At 53.4% G+C, this 23,602-nt stretch carries 22 protein-coding genes; 9 read left to right on the top strand and 13 right to left on the bottom strand.

All coding sequences use genetic code 11. The features are described from left to right. Positions 1 to 210: 210 nt before the first annotated feature. The gene (gene fghA, locus AC0Z7K_RS02180) at positions 211 to 1,068 is read right to left on the bottom strand and encodes an S-formylglutathione hydrolase (RefSeq protein ID WP_485612575.1); all 858 of its coding nucleotides are present in this window, start codon (positions 1,066 to 1,068) and stop codon (positions 211 to 213) included. Between the two features lie 11 nt (positions 1,069 to 1,079). Continuing rightward, on the bottom strand, positions 1,080 to 2,039 hold the full coding sequence (gene ptrR, locus AC0Z7K_RS02175) for a putrescine utilization regulator PtrR (protein ID WP_485612574.1): 960 nt from the start codon (positions 2,037 to 2,039) through the stop codon (positions 1,080 to 1,082). Positions 2,040 to 2,227: 188 nt separating this feature from the next. On the opposite strand from ptrR, the gene AC0Z7K_RS02170 reads away from it, so the two are divergent. From AC0Z7K_RS02170 to mglC, 7 genes are all read left to right on the top strand, one after another. Beyond that, the gene (locus tag AC0Z7K_RS02170; RefSeq protein WP_485612572.1) at positions 2,228 to 3,355 is read left to right on the top strand and encodes a YbfB/YjiJ family MFS transporter; all 1,128 of its coding nucleotides are present in this window, start codon (positions 2,228 to 2,230) and stop codon (positions 3,353 to 3,355) included. Between the two features lie 125 nt (positions 3,356 to 3,480). Further along, positions 3,481 to 4,146: a GTP cyclohydrolase I FolE gene (folE, locus tag AC0Z7K_RS02165; RefSeq protein ID WP_112166448.1), complete on the top strand. Its 666-nt coding sequence runs from the start codon at positions 3,481 to 3,483 to the stop codon at positions 4,144 to 4,146. A 113-nt stretch (positions 4,147 to 4,259) separates the two neighbouring features. Next, positions 4,260 to 5,414 carry a DUF418 domain-containing protein YeiB gene (gene yeiB / locus AC0Z7K_RS02160; protein WP_485612571.1) on the top strand — a complete coding sequence of 385 codons (1,155 nt, stop codon included), beginning with the start codon at positions 4,260 to 4,262 and terminating at the stop codon, positions 5,412 to 5,414. Positions 5,415 to 5,683: 269 nt separating this feature from the next. Further along, positions 5,684 to 6,727: an HTH-type transcriptional regulator GalS gene (galS, locus tag AC0Z7K_RS02155; RefSeq protein ID WP_413528394.1), complete on the top strand. Its 1,044-nt coding sequence runs from the start codon at positions 5,684 to 5,686 to the stop codon at positions 6,725 to 6,727. 250 nt (positions 6,728 to 6,977) lie between these two features. Continuing rightward, positions 6,978 to 7,976, top strand: a complete 999-nt coding sequence (gene mglB, locus AC0Z7K_RS02150; protein ID WP_413528395.1) for a galactose/glucose ABC transporter substrate-binding protein MglB — start codon at positions 6,978 to 6,980, stop codon at positions 7,974 to 7,976. A 227-nt stretch (positions 7,977 to 8,203) separates the two neighbouring features. Then, positions 8,204 to 9,736, top strand: a complete 1,533-nt coding sequence (mglA, locus tag AC0Z7K_RS02145) for a galactose/methyl galactoside ABC transporter ATP-binding protein MglA (RefSeq protein ID WP_485612570.1) — start codon at positions 8,204 to 8,206, stop codon at positions 9,734 to 9,736. Positions 9,737 to 9,754: 18 nt separating this feature from the next. Further along, positions 9,755 to 10,765 (top strand): galactose/methyl galactoside ABC transporter permease MglC, encoded by a 1,011-nt coding sequence (mglC, locus tag AC0Z7K_RS02140; protein WP_413528397.1) that lies wholly within the window; start codon positions 9,755 to 9,757, stop codon positions 10,763 to 10,765. A 62-nt stretch (positions 10,766 to 10,827) separates the two neighbouring features. Here mglC and sanA read toward each other — a convergent pair whose 3' ends face one another. The 9 genes from sanA to AC0Z7K_RS02095 all read right to left on the bottom strand — a co-directional run bounded on the left by sanA (position 10,828) and on the right by AC0Z7K_RS02095 (position 19,569). After that, a complete protein-coding gene (gene sanA, locus AC0Z7K_RS02135; protein ID WP_485612569.1) occupies positions 10,828 to 11,751 on the bottom strand; it encodes an outer membrane permeability protein SanA in 924 nt (307 codons plus the stop codon). A 216-nt stretch (positions 11,752 to 11,967) separates the two neighbouring features. Then, positions 11,968 to 13,665 (bottom strand): NAD-dependent malic enzyme, encoded by a 1,698-nt coding sequence (locus tag AC0Z7K_RS02130; protein ID WP_413528399.1) that lies wholly within the window; start codon positions 13,663 to 13,665, stop codon positions 11,968 to 11,970. A 169-nt stretch (positions 13,666 to 13,834) separates the two neighbouring features. After that, a complete protein-coding gene (gene cdd, locus AC0Z7K_RS02125; protein WP_485612568.1) occupies positions 13,835 to 14,719 on the bottom strand; it encodes a cytidine deaminase in 885 nt (294 codons plus the stop codon). A 171-nt stretch (positions 14,720 to 14,890) separates the two neighbouring features. Further along, the gene (locus AC0Z7K_RS02120) at positions 14,891 to 15,625 is read right to left on the bottom strand and encodes an arginine ABC transporter substrate-binding protein (protein ID WP_485612566.1); all 735 of its coding nucleotides are present in this window, start codon (positions 15,623 to 15,625) and stop codon (positions 14,891 to 14,893) included. A gap of 236 nt (positions 15,626 to 15,861) precedes the next feature. Continuing rightward, positions 15,862 to 16,530, bottom strand: coding sequence for an arginine ABC transporter permease ArtM (gene artM, locus AC0Z7K_RS02115; RefSeq protein WP_485612565.1), 669 nt, complete (start codon positions 16,528 to 16,530; stop codon positions 15,862 to 15,864). Next, positions 16,530 to 17,246, bottom strand: coding sequence for an arginine ABC transporter permease ArtQ (gene artQ, locus AC0Z7K_RS02110; RefSeq protein WP_413528402.1), 717 nt, complete (start codon positions 17,244 to 17,246; stop codon positions 16,530 to 16,532). Before artQ ends, artM begins: the two co-directional genes overlap by 1 nt. Positions 17,247 to 17,258: 12 nt before the next feature. Beyond that, positions 17,259 to 17,990 carry an arginine ABC transporter substrate-binding protein gene (gene artJ, locus AC0Z7K_RS02105; RefSeq protein WP_413528403.1) on the bottom strand — a complete coding sequence of 244 codons (732 nt, stop codon included), beginning with the start codon at positions 17,988 to 17,990 and terminating at the stop codon, positions 17,259 to 17,261. Between the two features lie 48 nt (positions 17,991 to 18,038). Beyond that, positions 18,039 to 18,767 (bottom strand): arginine ABC transporter ATP-binding protein ArtP, encoded by a 729-nt coding sequence (gene artP, locus AC0Z7K_RS02100; RefSeq protein ID WP_413528477.1) that lies wholly within the window; start codon positions 18,765 to 18,767, stop codon positions 18,039 to 18,041. A 220-nt stretch (positions 18,768 to 18,987) separates the two neighbouring features. Then, the gene (locus AC0Z7K_RS02095) at positions 18,988 to 19,569 is read right to left on the bottom strand and encodes a lipoprotein (protein WP_413528404.1); all 582 of its coding nucleotides are present in this window, start codon (positions 19,567 to 19,569) and stop codon (positions 18,988 to 18,990) included. A gap of 176 nt (positions 19,570 to 19,745) precedes the next feature. On the opposite strand from AC0Z7K_RS02095, the gene AC0Z7K_RS02090 reads away from it, so the two are divergent. Beyond that, on the top strand, positions 19,746 to 20,072 hold the full coding sequence (locus AC0Z7K_RS02090; RefSeq protein ID WP_112166422.1) for a heavy metal-binding domain-containing protein: 327 nt from the start codon (positions 19,746 to 19,748) through the stop codon (positions 20,070 to 20,072). Beyond that, complete coding sequence (locus tag AC0Z7K_RS02085) at positions 20,069 to 20,917, top strand: N-acetylmuramoyl-L-alanine amidase (protein WP_413528405.1); 849 nt, start codon at positions 20,069 to 20,071, stop codon at positions 20,915 to 20,917. Before AC0Z7K_RS02090 ends, AC0Z7K_RS02085 begins: the two co-directional genes overlap by 4 nt. A gap of 18 nt (positions 20,918 to 20,935) precedes the next feature. Here the strand turns inward: AC0Z7K_RS02085 and AC0Z7K_RS02080 are convergent, their stop codons facing one another. After that, positions 20,936 to 21,970 carry an NAD-dependent epimerase/dehydratase family protein gene (locus tag AC0Z7K_RS02080; protein ID WP_112166420.1) on the bottom strand — a complete coding sequence of 345 codons (1,035 nt, stop codon included), beginning with the start codon at positions 21,968 to 21,970 and terminating at the stop codon, positions 20,936 to 20,938. Positions 21,971 to 22,124: 154 nt separating this feature from the next. Then, on the bottom strand, positions 22,125 to 23,567 hold the full coding sequence (locus tag AC0Z7K_RS02075) for a DUF2867 domain-containing protein (RefSeq protein ID WP_485612561.1): 1,443 nt from the start codon (positions 23,565 to 23,567) through the stop codon (positions 22,125 to 22,127). Between the last annotated feature and the right edge of the window lie 35 nt (positions 23,568 to 23,602).

The following is a 23,602-nucleotide window of genomic DNA, read 5'->3' as shown; positions in this document are numbered from 1 at the left end:
AAAGTAATTACATCGAAATTACATTCGAAAATTATCTATTTGATAAATACATTGAAACCGAATATTTAAAAGCTAATTAAAAAGACGTAGAGATCCCAGAGAGGGCCGAGAATGGCCCCCTTTGGTTGGTTTCGACGCAGCGAGTTAGGCGCTTACTACAGGTGATAAACCGAAAGTTTTACACATGCGTTTTAAAAGGCATCCCTGAACTCATGTCTTCGGGTGCAAATATCCCGAGTGGAACCGCAAATGCTCTTCCACAAACGACGCAATCGTAAAGTAACTGTGATCGTATCCCGGCTGCGCGCGAAGCGTCACCGGCCAGTCGCGCTGGCGGGCAATTTCTGCCAGTTTTGAGGGCTGAAGCTGATCCGCCAGGAACTGATCGCCATCACCCTGATCAATTAAAATTGGGAACGGTGTTTGATCCGCAGGCAGCGAACTCAGCAGGTGACAGCTGTCGTATTGCAGCCACTGACTCTCGTCATCACCCAGATACGCACTGAACGCTTTGCGCCCCCACGGCACCTGTGCCGGATTGACAATCGGCGCGAAGGCAGAAACCGAGCGAAAACGCTGGGGATTGCGTAATGCCAGCATCAGCGCACCGTGGCCACCCATCGAGTGACCGAAGATTGACTGGCGATCGCTGACTTTGAAATGGCCATTGATCAGCGCTGGCAGCTCGTCTACCAGATAATCGTACATCCGGTAATGTGCCGCCCACGGGGCCTGCGTGGCGTTGAGGTAAAAACCTGCGCCCTGACCGAGATCGTAACCGTCATCGTTAGCGACACCTTCACCGCGCGGGCTGGTATCCGGCATTACCAGAACCAAACCAAGTTCGGCTGCGACGCGCTGCGCACCGGCTTTGGTCGTGAAGTTCTCATCATTACAGGTCAGGCCGGACAGCCAGTACAACACCGGCGGTGGGGTATCATCTTTCGCCGGTGGCAGATAAATACTGAACGTCATGTTGCAGTTCAGGCTTGCCGAGGTATGACGGTAGCGCTGCTGCCAGCCGCCAAACATCCGGTGCTCTTCGAGGAGTTCAATCGAGCTGCTCATCAACACTTTCCTTAATGGTTAAAATGAATAACGTTACGGATGGATTCAGTTTCGTGCATCAAATGCACTTCTTCGGGGGACAGAGGGTGTTTGAGTAACGGGATCACGCCGTCATTTTGGACGATGATCTGTTCTTTCAGCGCCCGGACGTTGGGGCTGAATGCATCCCGACGCCAGATAAGCCAGGTGGCGGTATCGGCAAATTGGTCAGGAATATCGTGGATTTGGACCCGCTCGTGGCCGGGCAGGTGCTCGAGCACCGAGCGCGGAACCATGGCGATCCCCGCACCGCTGGCCACGCACGCCATCATTGAATGGTAGGACTGAATCTCCAGGGTGTTGGCCACCGGTACGTTCATCTCTTTGATCCAGGCCTGTAATCGCTGGCGGTAGGAACAGCTCGGGCGGAAGGCAAAAACGGTGTGGCCGCTGCGCCCGGCGGGCGGTTTGAGCGGTGATTCATCGGGCGGGCTAATTATCACCATGCGCTCGCGATAGGAGATACAACCATTGAGATCGTCAAAATCGATCGGGCCATCCACCAGCGCCGCTGCGAGACGACCAGCCCGCACGCTGTCGATGATTTCGCCGGAGGTACCGGTGACCAGTGAGAGCGCCACCTGCGGAAACGCCTGATGATAGGCTGCGAGCAACGAAGGGAGACGCGTCGCGGCTGTGCTTTCCATCGAGCCCAGTGCGAAATTCCCAGCCGGTTCGCCCGCATGGGTGATGCTCATTGCTTCATCGCTCAGCGCCAGAATGCGCTCGGCGTAATTAAGGAAGTTATGGCCCATCGCAGAAAGGCGGATGCGTTGTTTCTCGCGGATGAACAAATCCGTGCCCAGTTCGAGCTCGAGCTGGCGCAGGCGGGTCGTCAGGTTCGACGGCACGCGGTGTAACTGCTCCGCCGCGCGCGCGAGCGATCCGGTTTTTGCCACGCAGCAAAACATTCGCAACTGGGTAAGATCCATGAGGTGTTCCTGCGTTCTCTTTTCGTAAGTAACTTGGTTTGTATTATTCAGTTTTCGTGATTGTAACTTTCCTGCATCCTGTCTGACAACTTTCTTTTGGAAAGACACTGTTATCAGTGATCGGCCTTGAGTATGTTTACTCATTGTTTCTATTATGTTGCGTCGCGGTTTCTCTTATCGGAGCAGTTATGGCTTTTCGTATTGCGCTAAGTGGTTTTCTGGCCTTTGTGGTCGCAATGGGTATCGGGCGCTTTGCCTTTACGCCACAGGTTCCTTTAATGATAGCTGAACATCAGTTTACGCTGACCGGGGCGGGGCTGGTGGCGGCCTTCAACTATCTCGGCTATTTGTGCGGTGCGTTCGATGCCATGCGTGCGACGAAACATCTTGAGCGCCGCCTGTGGCTGGGCGTGTGGGGCGGGGTAGTGCTGACCTTGCTGTCGGCGGTGATTTCCGGCGAAGTGCTGCACAGCGTCGTGCGTTTTCTGATTGGCTGGACCAGCGGCTGGGCGATGGTGATGGTCGCGGCATGGTGTAACGAGCGGCTGGCGCATTTCGGTCGTCCGGCGATGAGCGCGGCGGTATTTGCCGGTCCGGGCGCGGGGATTTTCCTCAGCGGTATGCTGGCAGTCGGTATCCACAGTTTGCAGCTGAGTTCTGCGCAGGCGTGGTGCGTATATGGTGTACTGGCGCTGATTTTTGTGGCGATTATCACGCCGAATCTGCCACGTAAAGGGGATTTGCATCGCTCGCACGTCGCGGCCGATCCGCTGGTGATGACGCCTGCACTAAAACGCTTAGTGTGGAGCTACAGTCTGGCGGGTTTCGGTTATATCCTGCCTGCAACGTTTCTTTCTCAGATGGCTAACGCACGTTTTCCAGACAGCCTGTTTGCACAGTTTGTCTGGCCGGTGTTTGGGGGCGCGGCAGTGATCGGCATTGTGATCGGTATTCTGACCCGTCACTGCCTGACCACGCACCGACGTCTGGCGCTGACGCTATGGATCCAGGCGCTCGGTATTTTATGTGCCGAAGTGGTACCGGGGGTGAGCGGGTTGGTGCTGGGCGCATTGCTCACGGGCGGTGGATTCCTCAGCGTAGTGCAGCTGGCATTACAATGCAGCCGCGAGCTGGCGCCCAATCACAGCCGGTATATGGCAGGGTTGCTGACCACCGGATATGCGGTCGGCCAGTTGTGCGGTCCGGTCTTGTCGGCCATTTCCACCGCGTTGACCCACCGTCTGGAGCCTGCGCTGTATGTCGCCTTTGTCGGATTTATTATCGCGGGGACTTTAGTGTTCAGGCATAAACGATAACTTGCAGCTATTTCATCCATCATGAAACACAATCACTGGATTCTGTTTCCGCTCTCCACTACAGTAAGCCACCTCACTTTGGCGTGATCTGCGTCAAAGTGATTACATCTGCCGGAGAAGAAAGAATGCCTACCCTGAGTAAAGAAGCCATTTTGGTCCATGAGGCCCTGTTAGCCCGTGGTCTGGAAACCCCTCTGCGTGAAGCTTTGCCTATCGACAATGAAACGCGCAAGCAGCGGATCCAGGAACACATGACCGGTATCATGCAGCTTCTGAATCTGGATCTCTCCGACGACAGTCTGGCAGAAACGCCAAACCGTATCGCCAAGATGTACGTCGATGAAATCTTCTCCGGGCTTGATTACGCCAACTTTCCAAAAATCACCGTCATCGAAAATAAGATGAAGGTCGATGAAATGGTTACCGTGCGCGATATCACCCTGACCAGCACCTGCGAACACCATTTCGTGACCATCGACGGCAAAGCGACCGTGGCGTATATCCCGAAAGATACCGTGATTGGTCTGTCGAAAATCAACCGCATCGTACAGTTCTTCTCGCAGCGTCCGCAGGTTCAGGAGCGTCTGACCCAGCAAATTCTGGTGGCCTTGCAGACTCTGCTCGGTACCACCAACGTGGCCGTTTCGATTGACGCCGTGCATTACTGCGTGAAAGCGCGCGGCGTGCGTGACGCGACCAGCGCTACCACCACCACGTCTCTGGGCGGATTGTTCAAATCAAGCCAGAATACACGTCAGGAATTCCTGCGAACTGTCAGACACGCCAGCTAAGCGATGACGCTTTGACCGGACAGAAAGTTTGATATTGCGGCACCTTATGGGTGCCGTTAGTCTGTCTGGAGTCCGCAACTTTTTGCACCTTAACGTTAACAGGAACGTCTGGTATGCGCTCACGTATTGCCACACTCGACTTTGCCCGTGGCCTCGCCATTTTTGGCATTCTTCTGCTTAATATCAGCGCCTTTGGATTACCCAAGGCGGCTTATCTGAATCCGGGTTATTCCGGCGTGCCATCGACGTCTGATAGCTGGACATGGGCAGTGCTTGATACTTTCGCGCAGGGCAAATTCCTGATGATGTTCGCGATGCTGTTTGGCGGCGGCCTGTATTTACTGCTACCGCGAGGCAAGCACTGGATCCAGGCGAGATTGTCATTACTGTTGTTTTGCGGATTTCTGCACGCCATTTTCCTGTGGGATGGCGATATTTTGCTGTCCTACGGGCTGATCGGTCTGGTGTGCTGGCGCATGGTGCGGGAAGGGCGCAGCAGCCAGTCGCTGATTTCGACCGGTATTATCCTGTATATGATTGGCGTCGCCGTGCTGGCGATGCTCGGTCTGATTTCATCTCCGTCGCCGGGTACGTTCTGGTTACCTGGCCCGGCGGAAATACAGTATGAACAATTCTGGAAGCTGAAAGGCGGCTGGGAAGCGATTCAAAACCGGCTGGATTTGTTGTCCTCAAGCCTGCTGGCAATCGGTGCGCAATACGGCTGGGAACTGGCGGGCGCGATGCTGATTGGCTCAGGGCTGATGCGCAGCGGCTGGTTGAAAGGCGAATTCCGTGAGTCGCATTACCGCAAAGTGGCGGCGGCACTGTTACCGCTTTCATTATTCATTCAAATCCCGGCGATTTATATGCAGTGGAAGACCGGCTGGGACTATCGCTGGAGCGGTTTTCTGTTACAGGTGCCGCGTGAAATCGGTTCGCTGATGCAAGCCGTCAGCTATCTGGCGCTGTGTTACGGCTTCTGGTCGGTGATTTCCGGCTGGCGTCTCGTGCGCTGGATCTCGCAGGTCGGCCGGATGGCGTTGACCAACTATCTGCTCCAGACGCTCATCTGCACCACCTTCTTCAACGTATTCGGCTTCTTTATGCACTTTGACCGCTTACAGTTGCTGGCGCTGGTGACGCTGGTCTGGGCAGGTAATTTGCTGTTCACGCTGGTCTGGATGCGGTATTTCCGGCAGGGGCCGGTCGAATGGATCTGGCGCAAACTTACCGTCAAAGCCTCGGGCGTCGAACTTAAATCTGCCTGAATTTTACACCGTCACATCACTCTAAATGATAGATTTGAGATGGACGTTGCATAATTGTATGTAAACGTTTTCTTTCCTGTGACGAGATTCACGCAGGCGTTTCCACAAAATGATTAGGATAGCGGTCGTGCCAGTCTGACGACCACTACTCTAATAAGGAAACGCCATGAGCACTTCACCTCGCTTCTCATTCTCTGCGTTATTTACCTCCTGGGTGATTAATTTCCGTATTCCTCCTTACCAAAGCCTGGCAGATCACGGAGCGACAAATGGTCACCATTCGTGATGTCGCACGTCTCGCGGGGGTCTCAGTCGCTACTGTTTCGCGGGTTCTGAACAATCCTTCTATTGCCAGTAAAGAGGCTCGCGAGCAGGTGTTACGCGCCGTCGAAACCTTAGGTTATCGGCCGAATGCCAATGCGCAGGCGCTGGCAACGCAAAGCAGCGACACCATCGGCGTGGTGGTGATGGACGTGTCCGATCCTTTTTTTGGCGCACTGGTGAAAGCGGTTGATACCGTCGCTCAGTTACATCAGAAATATGTTTTGATAGGTAACAGCTATCATATTGCTGAAAAAGAAAGGCACGCCATTGAAGTACTGATTCGTCAGCGCTGTAACGCACTCATCGTGCATTCCAAAGCGCTGGGCGATGATGAGCTGGCACGCTTTATGGATCAGGTTTCCGGCATGGTGCTGATTAACCGTGTCATTCCGGGCTACGAGCACCGCTGTGTTTGGCTCAACAACGTCAGCGGCGCGGAAATGGCGACGCGTCTGCTGCTGTCACAGGGGCATCAGCGCATTGGTTACATCGGTTCGAGCCATGCGATAGAGGATGATGTGCAGCGCTATCAGGGCTATGTGCAGGCGATGACGCAGCCAATGACGCAGTCACATCAGACGTATGACGCGCCGCCGGCCATCTGGCGCGCACAGGGTTCGCCAGATTTGCAGGGCGGTGAGGCGGCGATGGTAGAGCTGCTGGGGCGTAATCTGCACCTCAGCGCGGTATTTACCTACAACGACTCAATGGCCGCCGGTGCGATGGCGGTGTTGAAAGAGAACGGAATTAACGTCCCGAATGATTTTTCGCTGGTAGGTTTTGATGACATTCCGATCGCTCGTTACACCAGCCCGAAAATGACCACGGTACGTTATCCGATAGTTTCTATGGCAACGCTGGCGACTGAACTGGCGTTAAAAGGCGCAGCAGAACAGTTATCTGAAGGTATTTCGCACTGTTTTATGCCAACGCTGGTCAGACGGCATTCCGTTGCACCGTGGCAAAATGTGGCACCCGTCACTTATTGATCAAATAACGCGATGTAACCGTTTTCAATCTGTGAGAACTTTCACAGTTTATTAACATCGCGCCCATTATGATTCATTCGTTTTCGACATGATTCACTTTGTGTCCGGCTTACCGGACTGGTTTCACAGCGAGACAGGACGTTATAGGTCAAGGATGGCAGGCACCCCCACACATGACGTGGAGCTGTACTGCTCCCACATGGATTTCCGGTGCCAAATTCTGTAACACCCTACATAACCGGAGATACAAATGAATAAGAAGGTCTTCACCCTGGCGACTCTGGCTGCAAGCATGATGTTTGGTTTTGCTGCGCACGCTGCTGATACTAAAATCGGCGTTACCATCTACAAATATGACGATAACTTCATGTCCGAAGTGCGCAAAGCCATCGAAAAAGATGCGAAAGCGACGCCGGACGTGCAGCTGCTGATGAATGACTCACAAAACAGCCAGTCCACCCAGAACGATCAGGTAGACGTTATGCTGGCGAAGGGTGTGAAAGCTCTGGCCATCAACCTGGTTGACCCGGCGGCGGCTCCGGTCATCATTGAGAAAGCCCGCGGTGCTGGCATTCCTGTTGTTTTCTATAACAAAGAACCTTCCCGTAAAGATCTGGACAGCTACGACAAAGCCTATTACGTCGGTACTGACTCTAAAGAGTCCGGTATTATCCAGGGTGAGCTGATTGCTAAACATTGGAAAGCAACACCGGCCTGGGACCTGAACAAAGACGGCGTGATCCAGTACGTTCTGATCAAAGGCGAGCCGGGCCACCCGGATGCTGAAGCACGTACCAAATATGTCATCAGTACCCTGAACGGTAAAGAAGGCCTGAAAACTGACCAGCTGCAACTTGATACCGCTATGTGGGATACCGCACAGGCGAAAGACAAGATGGATGCCTGGTTGTCTGGCCCGAACGCCAACAAAATCGAAGTGGTTATTGCCAACAATGACGCGATGGCAATGGGCGCAGTCGAAGCACTGAAATCTCATAACAAATCCAGCATCCCTGTGTTCGGTGTCGATGCCCTGGCAGAAGCGCTGGCGCTGGTGAAATCTGGCGCAATGGCCGGTACCGTTCTCAACGATGCCAACAATCAGGCGAAAGCGACCTTTGATCTGGCAAGAAATCTGGCAGCCGGTAAACCAGCTGCAGAAGGCACCAACTGGAAACTGGATAATAAAGTCGTTCGTATTCCTTACGTCGCGGTTGATAAAGACAATCTGTCTTCATTCGTGAAATAAGAAAACGAAAAAAGCAGCAAAGAGCGACAGCAATAGAAAAACAAAGCTAAGCAGTGGCATAAATAATTGCGGTTAAGCCGTAAAAAAAGACTAAGTATGACCTAACGTTAATGCTTATCTGACAGGACGTCATGTCGCCCTGCCAGTGGTGAGAGTAATGACCGCTGGCAGGGCTGACATCAGGTATTAATACACCCGTTTATTTTTATCTTTAGCCAGGTACAACTATGGCCGATAATTCGTTATCTGACACAACACAAAAGCCGGACGAATTCCTGCTGGAAATGAGTGGTATCAACAAATCATTTCCTGGAGTCAGGGCGTTGGATAATGTGAATTTAAAAGTACGCCCTAGCTCTATTCATGCCCTGATGGGTGAGAATGGTGCCGGTAAATCCACATTATTAAAATGCCTTTTCGGGATATACAGTAAAGACTCCGGTACGATTCTTTTTCAGGGACAGGAAGTTAATTTTAAAAGTTCGAAAGAAGCGCTCGAAAGGGGCGTGTCGATGGTGCATCAGGAATTAAACCTGGTATTACAACGTACCGTCATGGACAACATGTGGCTGGGACGTTACCCGACGAAAGGCATTTTTGTCGATCAGGACAAAATGTACAAAGACACCAAAGCGATTTTTGACGAACTGGACATTGATATCGACCCGCGTGATAAGGTCGGTAAGTTGTCGGTTTCGCAGATGCAGATGATCGAAATCGCCAAGGCGTTTTCTTACAATGCAAAAATCGTCATCATGGACGAACCCACTTCCTCGCTGACGGAAAAAGAGGTGAACCACCTGTTCACCATCATCCGTAAGCTGAAAGACCGTGGCTGCGGCATTGTGTATATCTCTCATAAGATGGAAGAAATTTTCCAGCTGTGCGATGAAATCACTATTCTTCGCGACGGCCAGTGGATCATCACGCAGCCGCTGGAAGGCCTCGACATGGATAAAATTATCTCCATGATGGTCGGCCGTTCCCTGAGCCAGCGATTCCCGGATCGTCTGAATGTACCGGGCGAAGTGATCCTCGAAGTGCGTAATCTGACCTCGCTGCGTCAGCCTTCGATCCGCGATATCTCCTTTGATTTACACAAAGGTGAAATTCTCGGGATTGCCGGTCTGGTGGGCGCGAAACGTACCGATATTGTCGAAACGCTGTTTGGTATTCGCGAGAAAGTCTCCGGTACCATTAAACTGCACGGCAAAAAAATTAATAACCACAGCGCGAACGAAGCGATTAATCACGGCTTTGCGCTGGTGACGGAAGAACGACGTTCAACCGGTATTTATGCGTATCTGGATATCGGTTTTAACTCGCTGATTTCAAATATTCGCCAATATAAAAATAAAGTCGGCCTGCTCGATACGGCCCGAATGAAAAGTGACACCCAATGGGTGATCGACTCCATGCGGGTAAAAACGCCGGGGCATAAAACCAGTATTGGTTCATTGTCAGGTGGTAATCAGCAGAAAGTCATTATCGGGCGCTGGTTATTAACCAAGCCGGAAATATTGATGCTTGACGAACCGACGCGTGGGATTGACGTTGGGGCGAAATTTGAAATTTACCAGTTAATCACCGAGTTGGCGAAAAGAGAAAAGGGGATCATTATTATCTCCTCTGAAATGCCAGAGTTGCTGGGTATTACTGACAGAATATTGGTTATGAGTAATGGACAGGTTGCGGGTATTGTTGACACCAAAAATACCTCGCAGAACGAAATTTTACGCCTGGCTTCCTTGCATCTCTAATTTTTAAGGGTTCTTATTATGAAAGCATTAAATAAGAAAAGTGTGCTCACTTATTTAAAAGAGGGCGGGATTTATGTGGTGTTGCTGGTATTACTGGCGATTATTATTATCCAGGATCCCAGCTTCCTCAGTCTGGTCAACTTAAGTAATATTCTGACTCAATCCTCCGTGCGCGTCATTATTGCACTGGGCGTCGCGGGTCTGATCGTGACACAGGGTACTGACCTGTCAGCCGGGCGTCAGGTCGGTCTGGCCGCGGTTGTTGCAGCGACCATGCTGCAGGCGATGGATAACGTGAACAAGGTGTTCCCGAATCTTGAAGTGGTGCCGATCCCGCTGGTCATTCTGACCGTGTGTATCGTTGGCGCGCTGATTGGTTTGCTTAACGGTATTATTATCGCCTATCTGAACGTCACCCCGTTTATTACCACGCTGGGTACGATGATTATCGTTTACGGGATTAACTCCCTGTATTACGACTATGTGGGTTCATCGCCGGTTGCCGGTTTTGATCCGGGCTTCTCACAGTTTGCACAGGGCTTTATTCACCTGGGCGGCCTGAAGCTTTCCTACATCACCTTCTACGCCGTGATTGCTATCGCCTTCGTCTGGGTGTTGTGGAATAAAACCCGCTTCGGTAAAAACATTTTCGCCATCGGCGGTAACCCTGAAGCCGCGAAAGTTTCAGGTGTGAACGTCCCGTTAAACCTGATCATGATTTATGCGTTGTCCGGTGTGTTCTATGCATTTGGTGGATTACTGGAAGCAGGGCGTATCGGCAGTGCGACCAACAACCTCGGCTTTATGTATGAGTTAGATGCTATCGCAGCCTGTGTGGTCGGCGGCGTGTCCTTCGCCGGTGGTGTGGGCTCTGTGGCAGGTGTGGTGACCGGTGTACTTATCTTTACCGTCATCAACTACGGCCTGACCTACATCGGCGTTAACCCCTACTGGCAGTACATCATCAAGGGCAGCATCATCATCTTCGCGGTGGCGCTGGACTCCTTGAAATACGCTAAGAAGAAATAAGTTTTTGGCGGGAAACATGAAGGGCGCATATGCGCCCTTTTTAGTTTTGCTGAAAGATGCGATTACTGCTGAAACGGATTTCTGCCCACGGGTTTAACTGGCTCCGGTTTTGCCGTCGGTTCCACATCTTCCGTTTCATCCTGCGCCGCGTCATTGGCTTCCTGTTCTGCCTTCACTCTGGCGGCTTCATCAGCTGCAGCTTTATCGGCAGCGGCTTTGTCTGCTGCGGCTTTCTCAGCCGCCGCTTTGGCTTCTGCGGCTTTCTTCTCGGCTTCCAGTTGCTGTTGTAACGCCAGAACCTGCTCCGGGGTGACGGCAGGGTAGCCCTGCGCATCATCGGGAACGTTGTGGATGGCCGGGATCGGGATCAGCGGGCCTAAGAAGCGCGGTTCGCGTTTGAGCAAATAGAGATCCGTCAGTGCACCGAGGCGGGCGAAGATTTCACGACTGCGGACGCTGAGCATGTTTTTTGGCGATGGCACGGCGAAACATTGCGCCTGAATCCCCATATGTAGCGCAATAAACAGCGCGCGCTCACAGTGGAAACGCTGGGTGATGATGATGAAATCGTTGGTGTCGAAAACCTTGCGGGTGCGCACGATGGAATCGAGGGTGCGGAAACCGGCGTAGTCGAGCACGATATCGCTGGAAGGGATACCGGCTGCGATAAGGTCGCGTCGCATGGTGCTTGGTTCATTGTAACTTTGCTGCGCGTTGTCGCCGCTCAACAGTAAATACTTCACTTTACCGCTGTTGTAGGCGTTGATCGCGCCCTGGATCCGGTAGAGGTAATACTGATTGATGACGCCGGTGCGGTAATATTTTGAGGTGCCCAGCACCACGCCGACCTGACGATGTGGCAACGATTGTACTTCGTCGTAGATATATGGCTGCGTGCGCAAACTGATCCAACGATCAAGCCCAATAGCGACTGCCAGCATCAGAATAACGATGCCGATAACGCCAGCTATAATTCGCTTAATCATAGGTATCCCTGTTTATGATCGGATGGAAATCGGATCCAAGGCTACTTTACCTGCCAGGGTGACGCAATACGTTGAACTCTGCATCACCGGCCTTCGCGGGTTTTTTCAGCACTTTTCATGAAATTACTTACCTGAATGCGTAGCGGGCCGCAATTTGCGCAAAAAAAGACCAATGCGCGAGGCATTGGTCCCGATGGTAGCCAGTCTTTCTTTATATCAGAATGACGTACGTTTATACGTCCGGTACTGCGGTGCCCAGAAGTTGCGTTCGATAGCTTTCGACAGCGTATCTTCCGACGTCACCATCGCCACACCCTGCAACTGCGCCGCTTTGGCGACTTCCATCGCGATGCATTTTGACACACCCTGAATATCATCGACGTCCGGCAGCAATGAGCCGGTACCTTCGGTTGCCAGCGGCGAACATTCTGCCAGCGTGCGGCTGGCGGCCATCAGCATTCCGTCGGTGACGCGCGTGGCGCCGGAGGCAATCACGCCCAAGCCGATCCCCGGGAAGATGAAGGAGTTATTACACTGTGCGATAGGGTACAGCTTGCCTTTAAGGCTGACCGGCGCGAACGGGCTGCCGGTGGCGACCAGCGCGGCGCCGTCGGTCCAGTTCAGAATATCCGCAGGTGTGGCTTCGACGCGGGAAGTCGGGTTGCTCAGCGGCATCACCACCGGACGCGCACAGTGCTTGTGCATCTCGCGGATGATCTCTTCAGTGAACAGCCCCGGCTGGCCTGATACGCCGATAAGCACGGTAGGTTTGGCGTGACGCACCACGTCCAGCAGAGAAATGCTGTCGTTTGCCAGATCCCAGTGAGCCAGTTCGCTGCTTTTTTGCGTCAGCTTGCTCTGGAAATCCAGCAGGTTCGGCAGTTTGTCGGTCAGCAGGCCGAAGCGGTCAACCATGAAGACGCGTCCGCGCGCTTCTTCTTCGCTCAGACCTTCGGATTTCATCTGTGCGACGATTTGCTCAGCGATACCGCAACCTGCGGAACCGGCACCCAGGAATGCGACAGTCTGATCGCTCAGCTTGCCACCGGCGGCTTTGCTGGCGGCAATCAGGCTGCCCAGCGCCACGGACGCGGTGCCCTGAATGTCATCGTTGAAGCAGCACAGCTCATCGCGGTAGCGGGTGAGGAGCGGCATCGCATTTTTCTGCGCAAAATCTTCGAACTGCAACAGCACGTTCGGCCAGCGAATTTTCACTGCCTGGATGAACTCATCGACGAATGCGTCGTACTCTTCGCCGGTAATGCGCGGATGACGCCAGCCCATGTACAGCGGGTCATTAAGCAGTTGCGGGTTATTGGTACCCGCATCGAGCACGACCGGCAGGGTGTACGCCGGGCTGATGCCGCCACAGGCGGTATACAGCGAGAGCTTACCGATAGGAATGCCCATGCCGCCGATGCCCTGATCGCCGAGGCCCAAAATGCGCTCGCCGTCGGTCACCACCACCACTTTCACGTGTTGTTTGGTGGCGTTTTGCAACATATCGTCAATGTGCGCGCGGTTCGGGTAGGAGATGAACAGGCCACGGGCACGGCGGTAGATATCGGAGAAATGCTCGCAGGCTTCGCCGACGGTCGGGGTGTAAATCACCGGCATCATTTCGCTCAGGTGACTGTCCAGCAGACGGTAAAACAGCGTTTCGTTGGTATCCTGAATGTTGCGCAGATAGATGTGCTTGTCGATGTCGGTTTTGAAATTCTGGAACTGGCGATAGGCGCGGTCGGCCTGTTCTTCAATGGTTTCAACCGCTTCTGGCAGCAGGCCGTGAAGGTTGAAATTGTTGCGCTCTTCTTCGGTGAACGCGCTGCCTTTATTCAGTAATGGGAATTCTAGCAGGATAGGGCCGGCATGCGGGATATACAGCGGACGTTTGCTTTCGTATTCAAGTTCCATGATTTTACTCTTCCGGGGGCTCAGAATGGTGTTTTTTATTTTTTAGAGACATGAGGGTAACAGAGAGGAAAAGACGAATTCAAATTACAAATGTAATGACAATGTTATGTAACTAAAAACTCCGCGAACGGAGTCTTTAGTGTTATCTGGATCACTTCACTGCGGTGATTCAGCAGGTCACTGTTTTCACTTCTTCGCAGCCAATGGCTTTTAGCGTGGCGCGGGTAGCGTCGTTTTGTGTGAGCAGCGCGCCGGAATTCTCGACCAGCACCGCGCGGCGCACTTTCAGGCAATCTTCACCGGACATGTTCAGCAGGATCAGTGCCGCCTGAAGCGGTGGCAGGCTCGGGTTGAACGCGGCGTTTTCGGCATAGCGCCCGGCGAACTGCTTACCGCTGTGCGTTTCCAGCGCGACACCGCTGTAAGACTTGCTGTATGGCGCGTGGCTTTGATTGCAGGCATCCAGCGCCAGCAACGTCAGAGTATCGGCGTTATCGAGCTGATAGCCGTGATCGACCTTGTCCATCAGCAGGGTGGTGATGTCCAGATCTTTAGGGCCAAAAGAGTGCGGCAGGTAATCACCCAGCGTGGCGACGTCGCGATCCGGCAGGTGAATATCCAGTGCCGTGCCGCTGGTCAGTTCATTCATAAACTGACGGCAATGACCGCAAGGGGTGTAGTTGACCGTGATGGAAGCCAGACGGTTTTCACCCCGCAGCCAGGCGTGCGTCACGGCGGACTGTTCAGCGTGAACGGTCTGTTGCATCGGCGCACCGGCGAACTCCATATTGGCACCGAAATACAGGTTGCCGGAGGTTCCGCGGGCAATCGCGCCAACGTGGAAATGTGAAATCGGGGTGACGGAGCAGGCCGCAGCGAGAGGCAACAGCGCAAACGCCAGCGCATCGTCGTTGAGTCCGGTCGCCTGTTTTACTTGCGCAACGTCTGCCGCAGTGAGCATTGCCGGGAAGTCATCGTGTCGCAGAAACGGCTCAAGGGCGGAGGACAGATTTTCAGGGAGTGCCGCAAAGGCGGTGTGAAAACGTGCGTGCATAAACATTCGATCTCGAAATAGTTACGGTTTAACAGTGTAGAAGTCATTCCATGAACTAAGTGTGACGAATGTCACTATTTTAATGAAATGCATGCATCGGCGTTGCAAATTTGAGAGATGTTACGCAGAAAGCCGCCCTGGCAGGCGGCTTTCAGAAGGGTGTAACAGGAATTAATGCGCAGGGAACCACTTATCATTGATCTTCTGATATTCGCCGTTGGCTTTGATCCCTTCCAGCGCCGCATTAAGCTTCGCCAGCAGTTCTTTATTCTCAGGACGCACTGCCATACCCACGCCGGTACCAAAGTATTGCGGATCTTTAATCAGCTCTCCGACTTCGCCCAGATTCGGGTTGGATTTCAGCCAGCCATTCAGCACTGCAGTGTCACCCAACAGGCCGTCCAGACGACCACTTTTCAGATCCAGAATCGCATTCTGATAGCTGTCATATCCGACGGTGGTGATCTCAGGATATTTTTCCATCAGGTATTTCTGGTGCGTGGTGCCATTTTCCAGCCCGACGCGTTTGCCTTTCAGGTCAGCCATTGATGAAAACTTGCCTTTCGGCCCGATGATCATCGCGGTATTGGCATAGTACGGCTGGGTGAAAGTGACCTGTTTGCTGCGCTCTTCAGTGATGTCCATGCCGGAAATGATCACGTCAAAACGGCGAAATTTCAGCGCCGGGATCAGGCCATCGAAAGGCTGGTTGGTGAAGGTACAGGTTTCCTGCATCTGCTTACACACCGCGTTGGCCAGATCGATATCGAACCCGACGATCTGGTTATTGGCATCCATCGACTCGAAAGGGGGATAGGTTGCGGATGTTCCGAAACGGATGGTGTCTGCCGCAGTAGCAGCGAAAGCAGTAGCAGATAAAACAGCAGCAAGGATAAGCTTTTTCATGCAATACATTCCTGTTCAAAAAATGACATTCCCTTCGCGGTTCAGTTTACTGATTTTATTAATGTAATCGGGTAACTGGCAGGAAGTGAGACCTGTAAAACAAAGTGCCATTAAATGAATTTGTATGCAATAAATTTGATTAAAAAATTATAAAAGAGAATAAGCACGCCTGCCGGAGACAGAAAAAAAGGGACGATTTCTCGTCCCTTCCTGTGTGATGTATGCAACCTGAGCAATCAGTTACGGCGTTCAAACGCCAGCGCACGTCGCTCTATCAGGCGCATCATCAGTGTCAGTAAACCGTTGACGCACAGATACACCAGACCGGCGGCCCCAAACACCATCACGTCATAGGTCCGGCCATACATCAGCTGGCTGTGACCCATCACGTCCATCAGGGTAATGGTGTAAGCGAGCGAGGTACTTTTGAAGACCAGCACCACTTCATTAGAATAGGAGGAGAGTGCACGTTTAAACGCATAGGGCAGCAGAATACGCAGCGTTTGCGCTTTTGACATGCCCAGCGCTTCGCATGACTGCCACTGGCCGGACGGGATCGCCCGCACCGCGCCGGTAAACAGCTGCGTGGTGTACGCCGCACTGTTCAGCGCCAGCGCAAACATCGCGCACAGCCACGGTTGCGAAAGGACTTCCCATAACCACGGGATCTCCCGGATCGACGGAAATTGCCCCGGACCGTAGTAAATCAGAAAGATTTGCACCAGCAGCGGTGTACCGGTGAACAGCGTGATATAGCCTTTCACGATCTGGCTGATGACCGGCAGTTTCAACGTCAGGATCACGGTGAACAGCATTGCCAGCACCAGTGCCACAACCAGTGCGACCACGGTCAGCATCAGGCTGGTGTGCAATCCTTTCAGGACTTCAGGTAAATATTCCCACATCAGGAAGCACTCCGTTCAAAGCGGGTGGTACGCAGTTCGATTCGTTTGATCACGAACTGGCTGAACAGGGTGACAAGCAGATAAATGCAGGCGGCAATCACGTACCAGGTAAATGGCTCCTGAGTACGGGTCGCGATACTTTTGGTTTGCAACATCAGGTCGTTCACGCTGATAAGCGAGACCAGCGCGGTGTCTTTGAGCAGCACCAGCCATTGATTGCTCAGGCCCGGCAGCGCGTGACGCCACATTTGCGGCATGATCAGACGGAAGAAAATCGCCGCCTTCTTCATCCCTAACACCTGACCGGATTCCCACTGGCCCTGCGGTACGGCTTTCAGCGCGCCGCGCAGGGTCTGCGAGGCATAGGCGGAATAGAGCAGGGACAGGGCGATCACACCACAGACGAACGGGCTGACTTCGAAGTTTTCGATAGGCAACTTGACCGGGATGGCGAACAGCCCGAGGTTGATGCTAAAGCCATCGGCCAGCACCATCAGCAGTTGTGAGGAACCGAAATAGATGAACAGCACCACCAGAATTTCCGGCAAGCCGCGCAGCACGGTAACCCACGCGGTGCCCAGCCAGCTAAGTGGCTTCCACGGCGCAGATTCCCAGACAGCGAAAATCATCGCCAGAACAAGGCCGAGGATCAGCGCACAAACGGCAAGGCCGACGGTCATCCCGGCGGCGCTTACTAAAGGTTGGAATTCATTCATTGATAGGCAAACTTATTGCTGGAACCATTTTGAATACAGCGTCTTGTAAGTGCCGTCAGCTTTTACTTTCGCCAGTGCATCATTCAGTTTCGTCAGCAATTCAGTATTGTTCTGACGAACCGCAACGCCCAGACCGGTACCGAAATAGGTCGGGTCGGTGATTTTGTCACCCACGGCGGCAAGGTTTTTATTTTGCTTCAGCCATTCGTTGACCACAGCGGTATCACCAAATACGGCATCCAGACGACCATTTTTCAGATCCAATACGGCATTTTGATAGCTGTCATAAGGCACAGCAGTGATTTCGGGATGTTTATCCATCAGGTATTTCTGATGGGTGGTGCCGTTTTGCATCCCCACACGTTTACCTTTCAGCGACGCGACGTCAGTGAATGTGCCGGAGTGCGCGATGAACAGCGCAGAGTTGTCGTAATACGCATTGGTGAAGGCGACTTGTTTTTCGCGCTCAGGGGTGATGTCCATCCCGGAGATCACCGCGTCAAAACGACGGAATTTCAGGCTTGGGATCAGGCTGTCGAACGCCTGGTTAGTGAAGGTACAGGTGGCCTGCATCTCTTTACACATGGCGTTGGCCAGGTCGACGTCAAAACCCTGGATCTGGTTCTGGGAATCTACAAACTCAAACGGAGGATAAGACGCTTCCATCGCGAAACGGATAGTGTCAGCAGCGCTGGCTGACAAACTGACGGTAGCCAGAACCGCGGCAATTACTAATTTTTTCATCGCTAACTCCGTAGAAAACATCAATTGATGGTTTTATAGACAAAAACATTAATGGGACAGGTAGCTGGCAAACTCTTTGGTTTGCGGCTGCGTAAACACTGAGGCGTCGCCTTGCTCCACGATGCGTCCATTTTCCATGTACACCACGCGGCTGGCGGTTTTACGCGCCACTTCCACTTCGTGGGTCACGATAACTTGTGTGATCCCGGTACCGGCCAGTTCTTTGATGATGCTGACGATTTGGGCGGTAATTTCCGGATCCAGCGCGGCAGTCGGTTCATCAAACAGCAAGACCTGAGGTTCCATCATCAGGGCGCGGGCAATCGCCACACGTTGTTGCTGGCCACCGGAAAGGTGCAGAGGAAAACGGTCGGCGTAGTCGGTCAGTCGCAGACGGGTCAGCAATTTTTTGGCACGCTCCATCGCGACATCTTTTGTCAGACCCAATACACGCATCGGGGCTTCCAGTAAGTTGTCGAGCACGGTGCGGTGTGGCCACAGGTTGTATTGCTGGAAGACCATTCCGACGTTCTGACGCAGTTCGCGGACCGCTTTTTCATCCGGCTTGCGGGTGAAATCGAAGGTGTTACCGGCGATTTGCAATGTGCCTGAACGCGGCATTTCCAGCAGGTTCAGAACACGTAACAGGGAGCTTTTGCCTGCACCACTTGGCCCAAGTAAAACCAGAGTTTCACCAGCGGGGCAGTTGAGCTGGATGTCAAAAAGCGCCTGATGCACGCCGTAGAAGCAGTTGATGCTATTAAGTTGAATACTCATGCGCAAATAGTGAATAGCCATTGATGCCGCAGATGGTAACTTCCACAGCATAGTTATGCAACGATCGCGGGTTAAAAATTATCTGTCGCCGCAGGAATGCCAAAGTGTAGCACAAGATATTGTTGCATCACTGTGACGCAGATGTTGGTCAATGACGTTATTCATCATTAACCAACATTATGCATACGCTTTTTTAGGTTTTTTTCAGGAAACAAACCGGTTACTGATTTTCCAAAACCTGGCGCAACGTTCCGCTTGAGGCAAAATCGAGATCTGCCATATAACGGACGTCATCCACGGTCCAGCATTTGCCTTCACGAACCATCAGCACTTCATCTTTCCACGTTGTGGACGCGCCTTTATCTTTCTCATGTGTGAAGGTCACACGCAGAGGAATATTACGGGCATCGGTGTTGGGAATGGTCGAGGCGCTGTCGACAGACGCAGACGTCGGGCCGTCAAACAGGCTGGAGAACACGTCACCATCGCCGGAGCCGACGCCGGCTTTCTCGTTCGGAGACGCGGCGATATCGACTTTCGGCTGGGATTGCGCTTTCAACAATGCGTCATACAAACCGGTGCTCAGATAAGGGCGATATGCGGCGAGCTGGCTGGAGTTCGGTAAACCGCTGCCGCCTTGTTTGATGCGGAAGTCAAAAAACTGCTGGGCAACCGTGTCCGGGCCGCCATCAATGCACGGTGCCGTGCGGCTGCCGATATCTTTATACGCAGGTTCGACCGTGGTACAGGCACTGAGCATCAATGCCAAAGGGAGGGCGGCGGCAAGAATTTTCTTTTTCATTGTATTCCTTACTGAAAGATTGAACGTTTTCACCATGACTTTCTTTACCATACAGTATAAAAGCGATTTGGCTTAATGCATGGCGAAGAGAAAATGATACGTTTTTTGCCTGCGCATACTTTATGCTGTTCAGGTGCTTTTCAAAGAACCCGGACGAGAACTGATAAGGAATACTCATGCAAATTACGACGACCCCCACGCTCGAAGGTTTTGTCATCGCTGAATACTGCGGCGTGGTCACCGGCGAGGCCATTTTAGGTGCCAATATTTTCCGCGACTTTTTCGCCGGTGTGCGCGATATCGTCGGCGGACGCTCGGGCGCTTATGAGAAAGAGTTGCGAAAAGCCCGTGAGATTGCGTTCAGCGAGCTGGAAGAACAGGCCAAAGAACGCGGTGCCAATGCGGTGGTGGGCGTAGATATTGATTACGAAACCGTTGGCAAAAACGCCAGTATGCTGATGGTCAGCATTTCCGGTACCGCAGTGATTGTGCATCGCAAATGAGGTGCCGTGGCCTGAAAACTGGCGCGTGTGCGGCGCTGTTGCTGATGCTGGCCGGATGTCAGGCCGTCAGCCAGCCTGCGGAAAACGCGCCATTTCGGCTGGAAACCACCCGGCAGGCGCAGGGCGCAGATCAGCGGATCCGCTTTCTGGTCATCCATTACACCGCCGAAGATTTCCACAATGCATTAAATACTCTCACTGATGAACACGTCAGCGCACATTACCTGATCCCGGCCAAACCGCCGCTCGAACAGGGCAAACCGGTGGCCTGGCAACTGGTGCCGGAGGAGATGCGCGCATGGCACGCAGGGGCCAGCGGCTGGCGCGGACGGACCAATCTGAACGACACGTCCGTCGGCATCGAACTGGAAAATAAAGGCTACAGCGTGCATCTGCTGGGCAAGAAATTCTATCCGTTCCCGCAGGCGCAGATTGACCTGCTGGCGGATCTCAGTAAAGAAATTGTGGCGCGATATCAAATTGAACCGCGTAACGTGATTGGCCACAGCGACGTCGCGCCGCAGCGCAAAGACGATCCTGGGCCGCTGTTCCCGTGGCAGCAACTGGCAGAGCGGGGCATCGGCGCATGGCCGGACGCCGCGCGTGTCCAGGCGAATCTGGCAGGGCGCAGCCCGCTACAGCCGGTGAGTCAGGCACCGCTTCTGGCTTTACTGAAAGAGTACGGTTATACGGTAACGGATGACATGACGCCGGAGCAGCAACGCCGGGTGATCGCGGCGTTCCAGATGCATTTCAGGCAGAGTGATTACCGCGGGAATGCCGATGCACAGACCGAAGCAATTGTGCAGGCGCTGTTGCAGCAGTTTCCGGACAGTAGGAGTTAAACCGGCTGGCCCTCGCGGTCAGTCGCGTTTCGGGCCGATACCGTGCAGGCCCTGAAGTTTACCGTGATCGCGCAGCCAGTCCGCGGTGCGGATAATCCCCTGATCGAGCGAAATCACCGGCAGATAGCCCAGTTCTTTCTGCGCACGCTGCGTATCGAGCGTCAGGTCGAAATTGAGCTTCGCCACGCTGTAGTGGGTCAGCACCGGCTCTTTGTGCGAGCTTTTACTCATCCTCTCCATTCCGCGGGCCATCACGTCCAGCACCGGATAAGGCACCGAGCGGATGCGGTATTTGATGTCCAACTGCTCCATCAGCTGCTGCACCATAGTACGCAGCGGTCGCGGTTGCTGATTGGTGATGTTGAAGGCGCGGCCTGACTCGGTGGTGTCAGTCTGCGTCGCCAGCCACATGGCGTGAACGGCGTTCTCAACATAGGTCATGTCCACCAGCGCTTCACCGCCGCGCGGCAGCATCAGTGTGCCGCCGTATTTCAACATTTGCAGCAGACGCGGCAGCAGCACGTTGTCGTGCGGGCCGAAAATCCCCTGCGGACGCAAAATGGTGAAATGGGTTTGCGGATTAGACATCGCCAGCGTATGGATCACCTGTTCGCCGGCAGCTTTACTGCGGGCAAAGGAATTCGCAAAGCGGTGAGGGCGGAAGTCTTCCTGAATATCGCGGTGATGATGGAAATCGAAATAGATCGCCGGTGACGAGATATGGACGAAGTTTTCGACGCCGTAGGCCGCCGACCATTCTCCCAGACGCCGCGTGGCGCGGACATTAGCCAGTTCAAATTCCTTTTCACTGCCCCACGGCGACATCAGCCCTGAACAATGCCAGACGGTGTCGATATCCGCGAGCAGGGCTTTGGCCTGCGATGAGACCAACGTGGTGAGATCGGCGTGAATAAACTCCGCGCCGATTTTCTGCAAAAGTGAACCCATCGCGGCATTGCGACCCGTCGCTCTGACGCTGATGCCTTTATTTCGCAGAAACTCAACCGCGTTACGCCCAAGACCGCTGCTGGCGCCGGTAACCAAAACTCTCATAAACAGGCCAATGCCTTCATAAACAAAGAAAAATTGTTGTTCGCTTCGGGGGGAATGCACCCATGAGCAATAAGGGTGCCATTCTTTCGTGAATTTGTGCGGCTTGCAATGGGAAAGGGCGTGAGTAATGTCTGAAAGCGCGTTAAATAACCCTTCAACGCCCGCAGCGATCTTTCTGTCGCGCCAGGCTGGCAATGCGCTTCGCCATCCCACGAAAAATAAACTGATGAGCGGGCATCATACTAAACCAGTAGAGCAGGCCGCGGAACCCCGCCGGATGCCACCAGGCGCGCACATCAAGACTGCGGCTTTCGCCATTGTCGGTGATGGTGAAGGTTAAACGCCCGAGTCCCGGCGCTTTCATCCCGAAGAGCAGTGCCAGTTCGCGCTGGGGTTTCAGGCCGATGACTTTCCAGCCATCAATTTTATCACCTAATTTCAGAAATTCGCGGTCGGGGCGGCCATACTTTACGCCGCCGCCGAGTAAATCATCCATACGCGCCCGCGTTTTCCATAAGCCGTTGGCATAGAAATAGCCTTCGCGCCCGCCCAGTTGTTGCACCACCTGCCATAATGCCGCTTTCGAGGCCGAGGTTTCCAGCGTAAATCCGGCCTGCTTGGGGTAAAAGCCGTAGCCCGGACGCCACCGTTCACGAGCGTCGGCATCGTATCCCCAGTCCGGTGAATCCATCACCTGATGCTCTTCTTTTTCCAGCGTGCTGCGGATGGCCTCATCAACAGAGATAAGTTCCTGCGGGATAAGCGATTGTAACTCTGCGCTGTCTGCAGGGAGATCGTGGTTTAGCCCCTGAATCAGCGCTTTGGCGAGCGGCGTCGGTACTGAGGTGATCAGGCTGAGAAAATAGACGGAAACAAATGACGTCGGCATCGGAATGGGGATCAGCCAGCGACGTTTTCCACTCATGGCAATAAAGCGTTCAAACAGCGTCTGATAGCTGATGTACTCTGGCCCGGCGGCTTCTAGTATACGGTTTTCGTTGGCGGGCAAGGTCACCAGACCGCGCAGATAGACCAGCAGATTCTCCAGCGCCAGCGGCGAGGATTTGGAGCGTACCCAGCGTGGCGGCGTCAACACCGGCAGGTTATAGACCATGTCGCGCATCACTTCGAACGCGGCAGACCCTGCGCCGATGACAATACCCGCACGTAACTCGGTGACCGGAATATTGCTCATGCGCAGTAAATCACCGGTCAGCTTACGCGCCTGTAAATGCGGGGAATTGCTGTCTTGCGGCTGCATTGAGCCAAGATAGACAATGTGTTTGATTGACGAGTCTTTCAGCGCCAGCAAGGTATGCTGCGCAGCCTGCCGCTCTTTCTCCAGCAGATCGTCGTCTTCGGTCATGGCATGAACCAGATACACCAGCACTTCTGCGTCTTCGAACGCGGCGGCCAGCGTTTTACTCTGGTAGACATCGGCAAAACAGCAGCGGACGTTTTGCCATTTCTGTTGTTGCAGCCATTCAAGGCGACGCGCGGCGGCAGTGACCTTAAAACCGTGCTGGCTCAGGTGGGCAGTCAGGTGCTGGCCAATATATCCGCTGGCACCGAGTATGACGATCCGTGGCATGTGCATAATCCGTTTTGCTAAAGGTCTGATGAATCATGAAA

It is taken from the genome of Rahnella sp. 1L-D-7-B-C2 (genome assembly GCF_057290995.1).
This window is presented reverse-complemented; position numbering and strand designations above follow the sequence as displayed.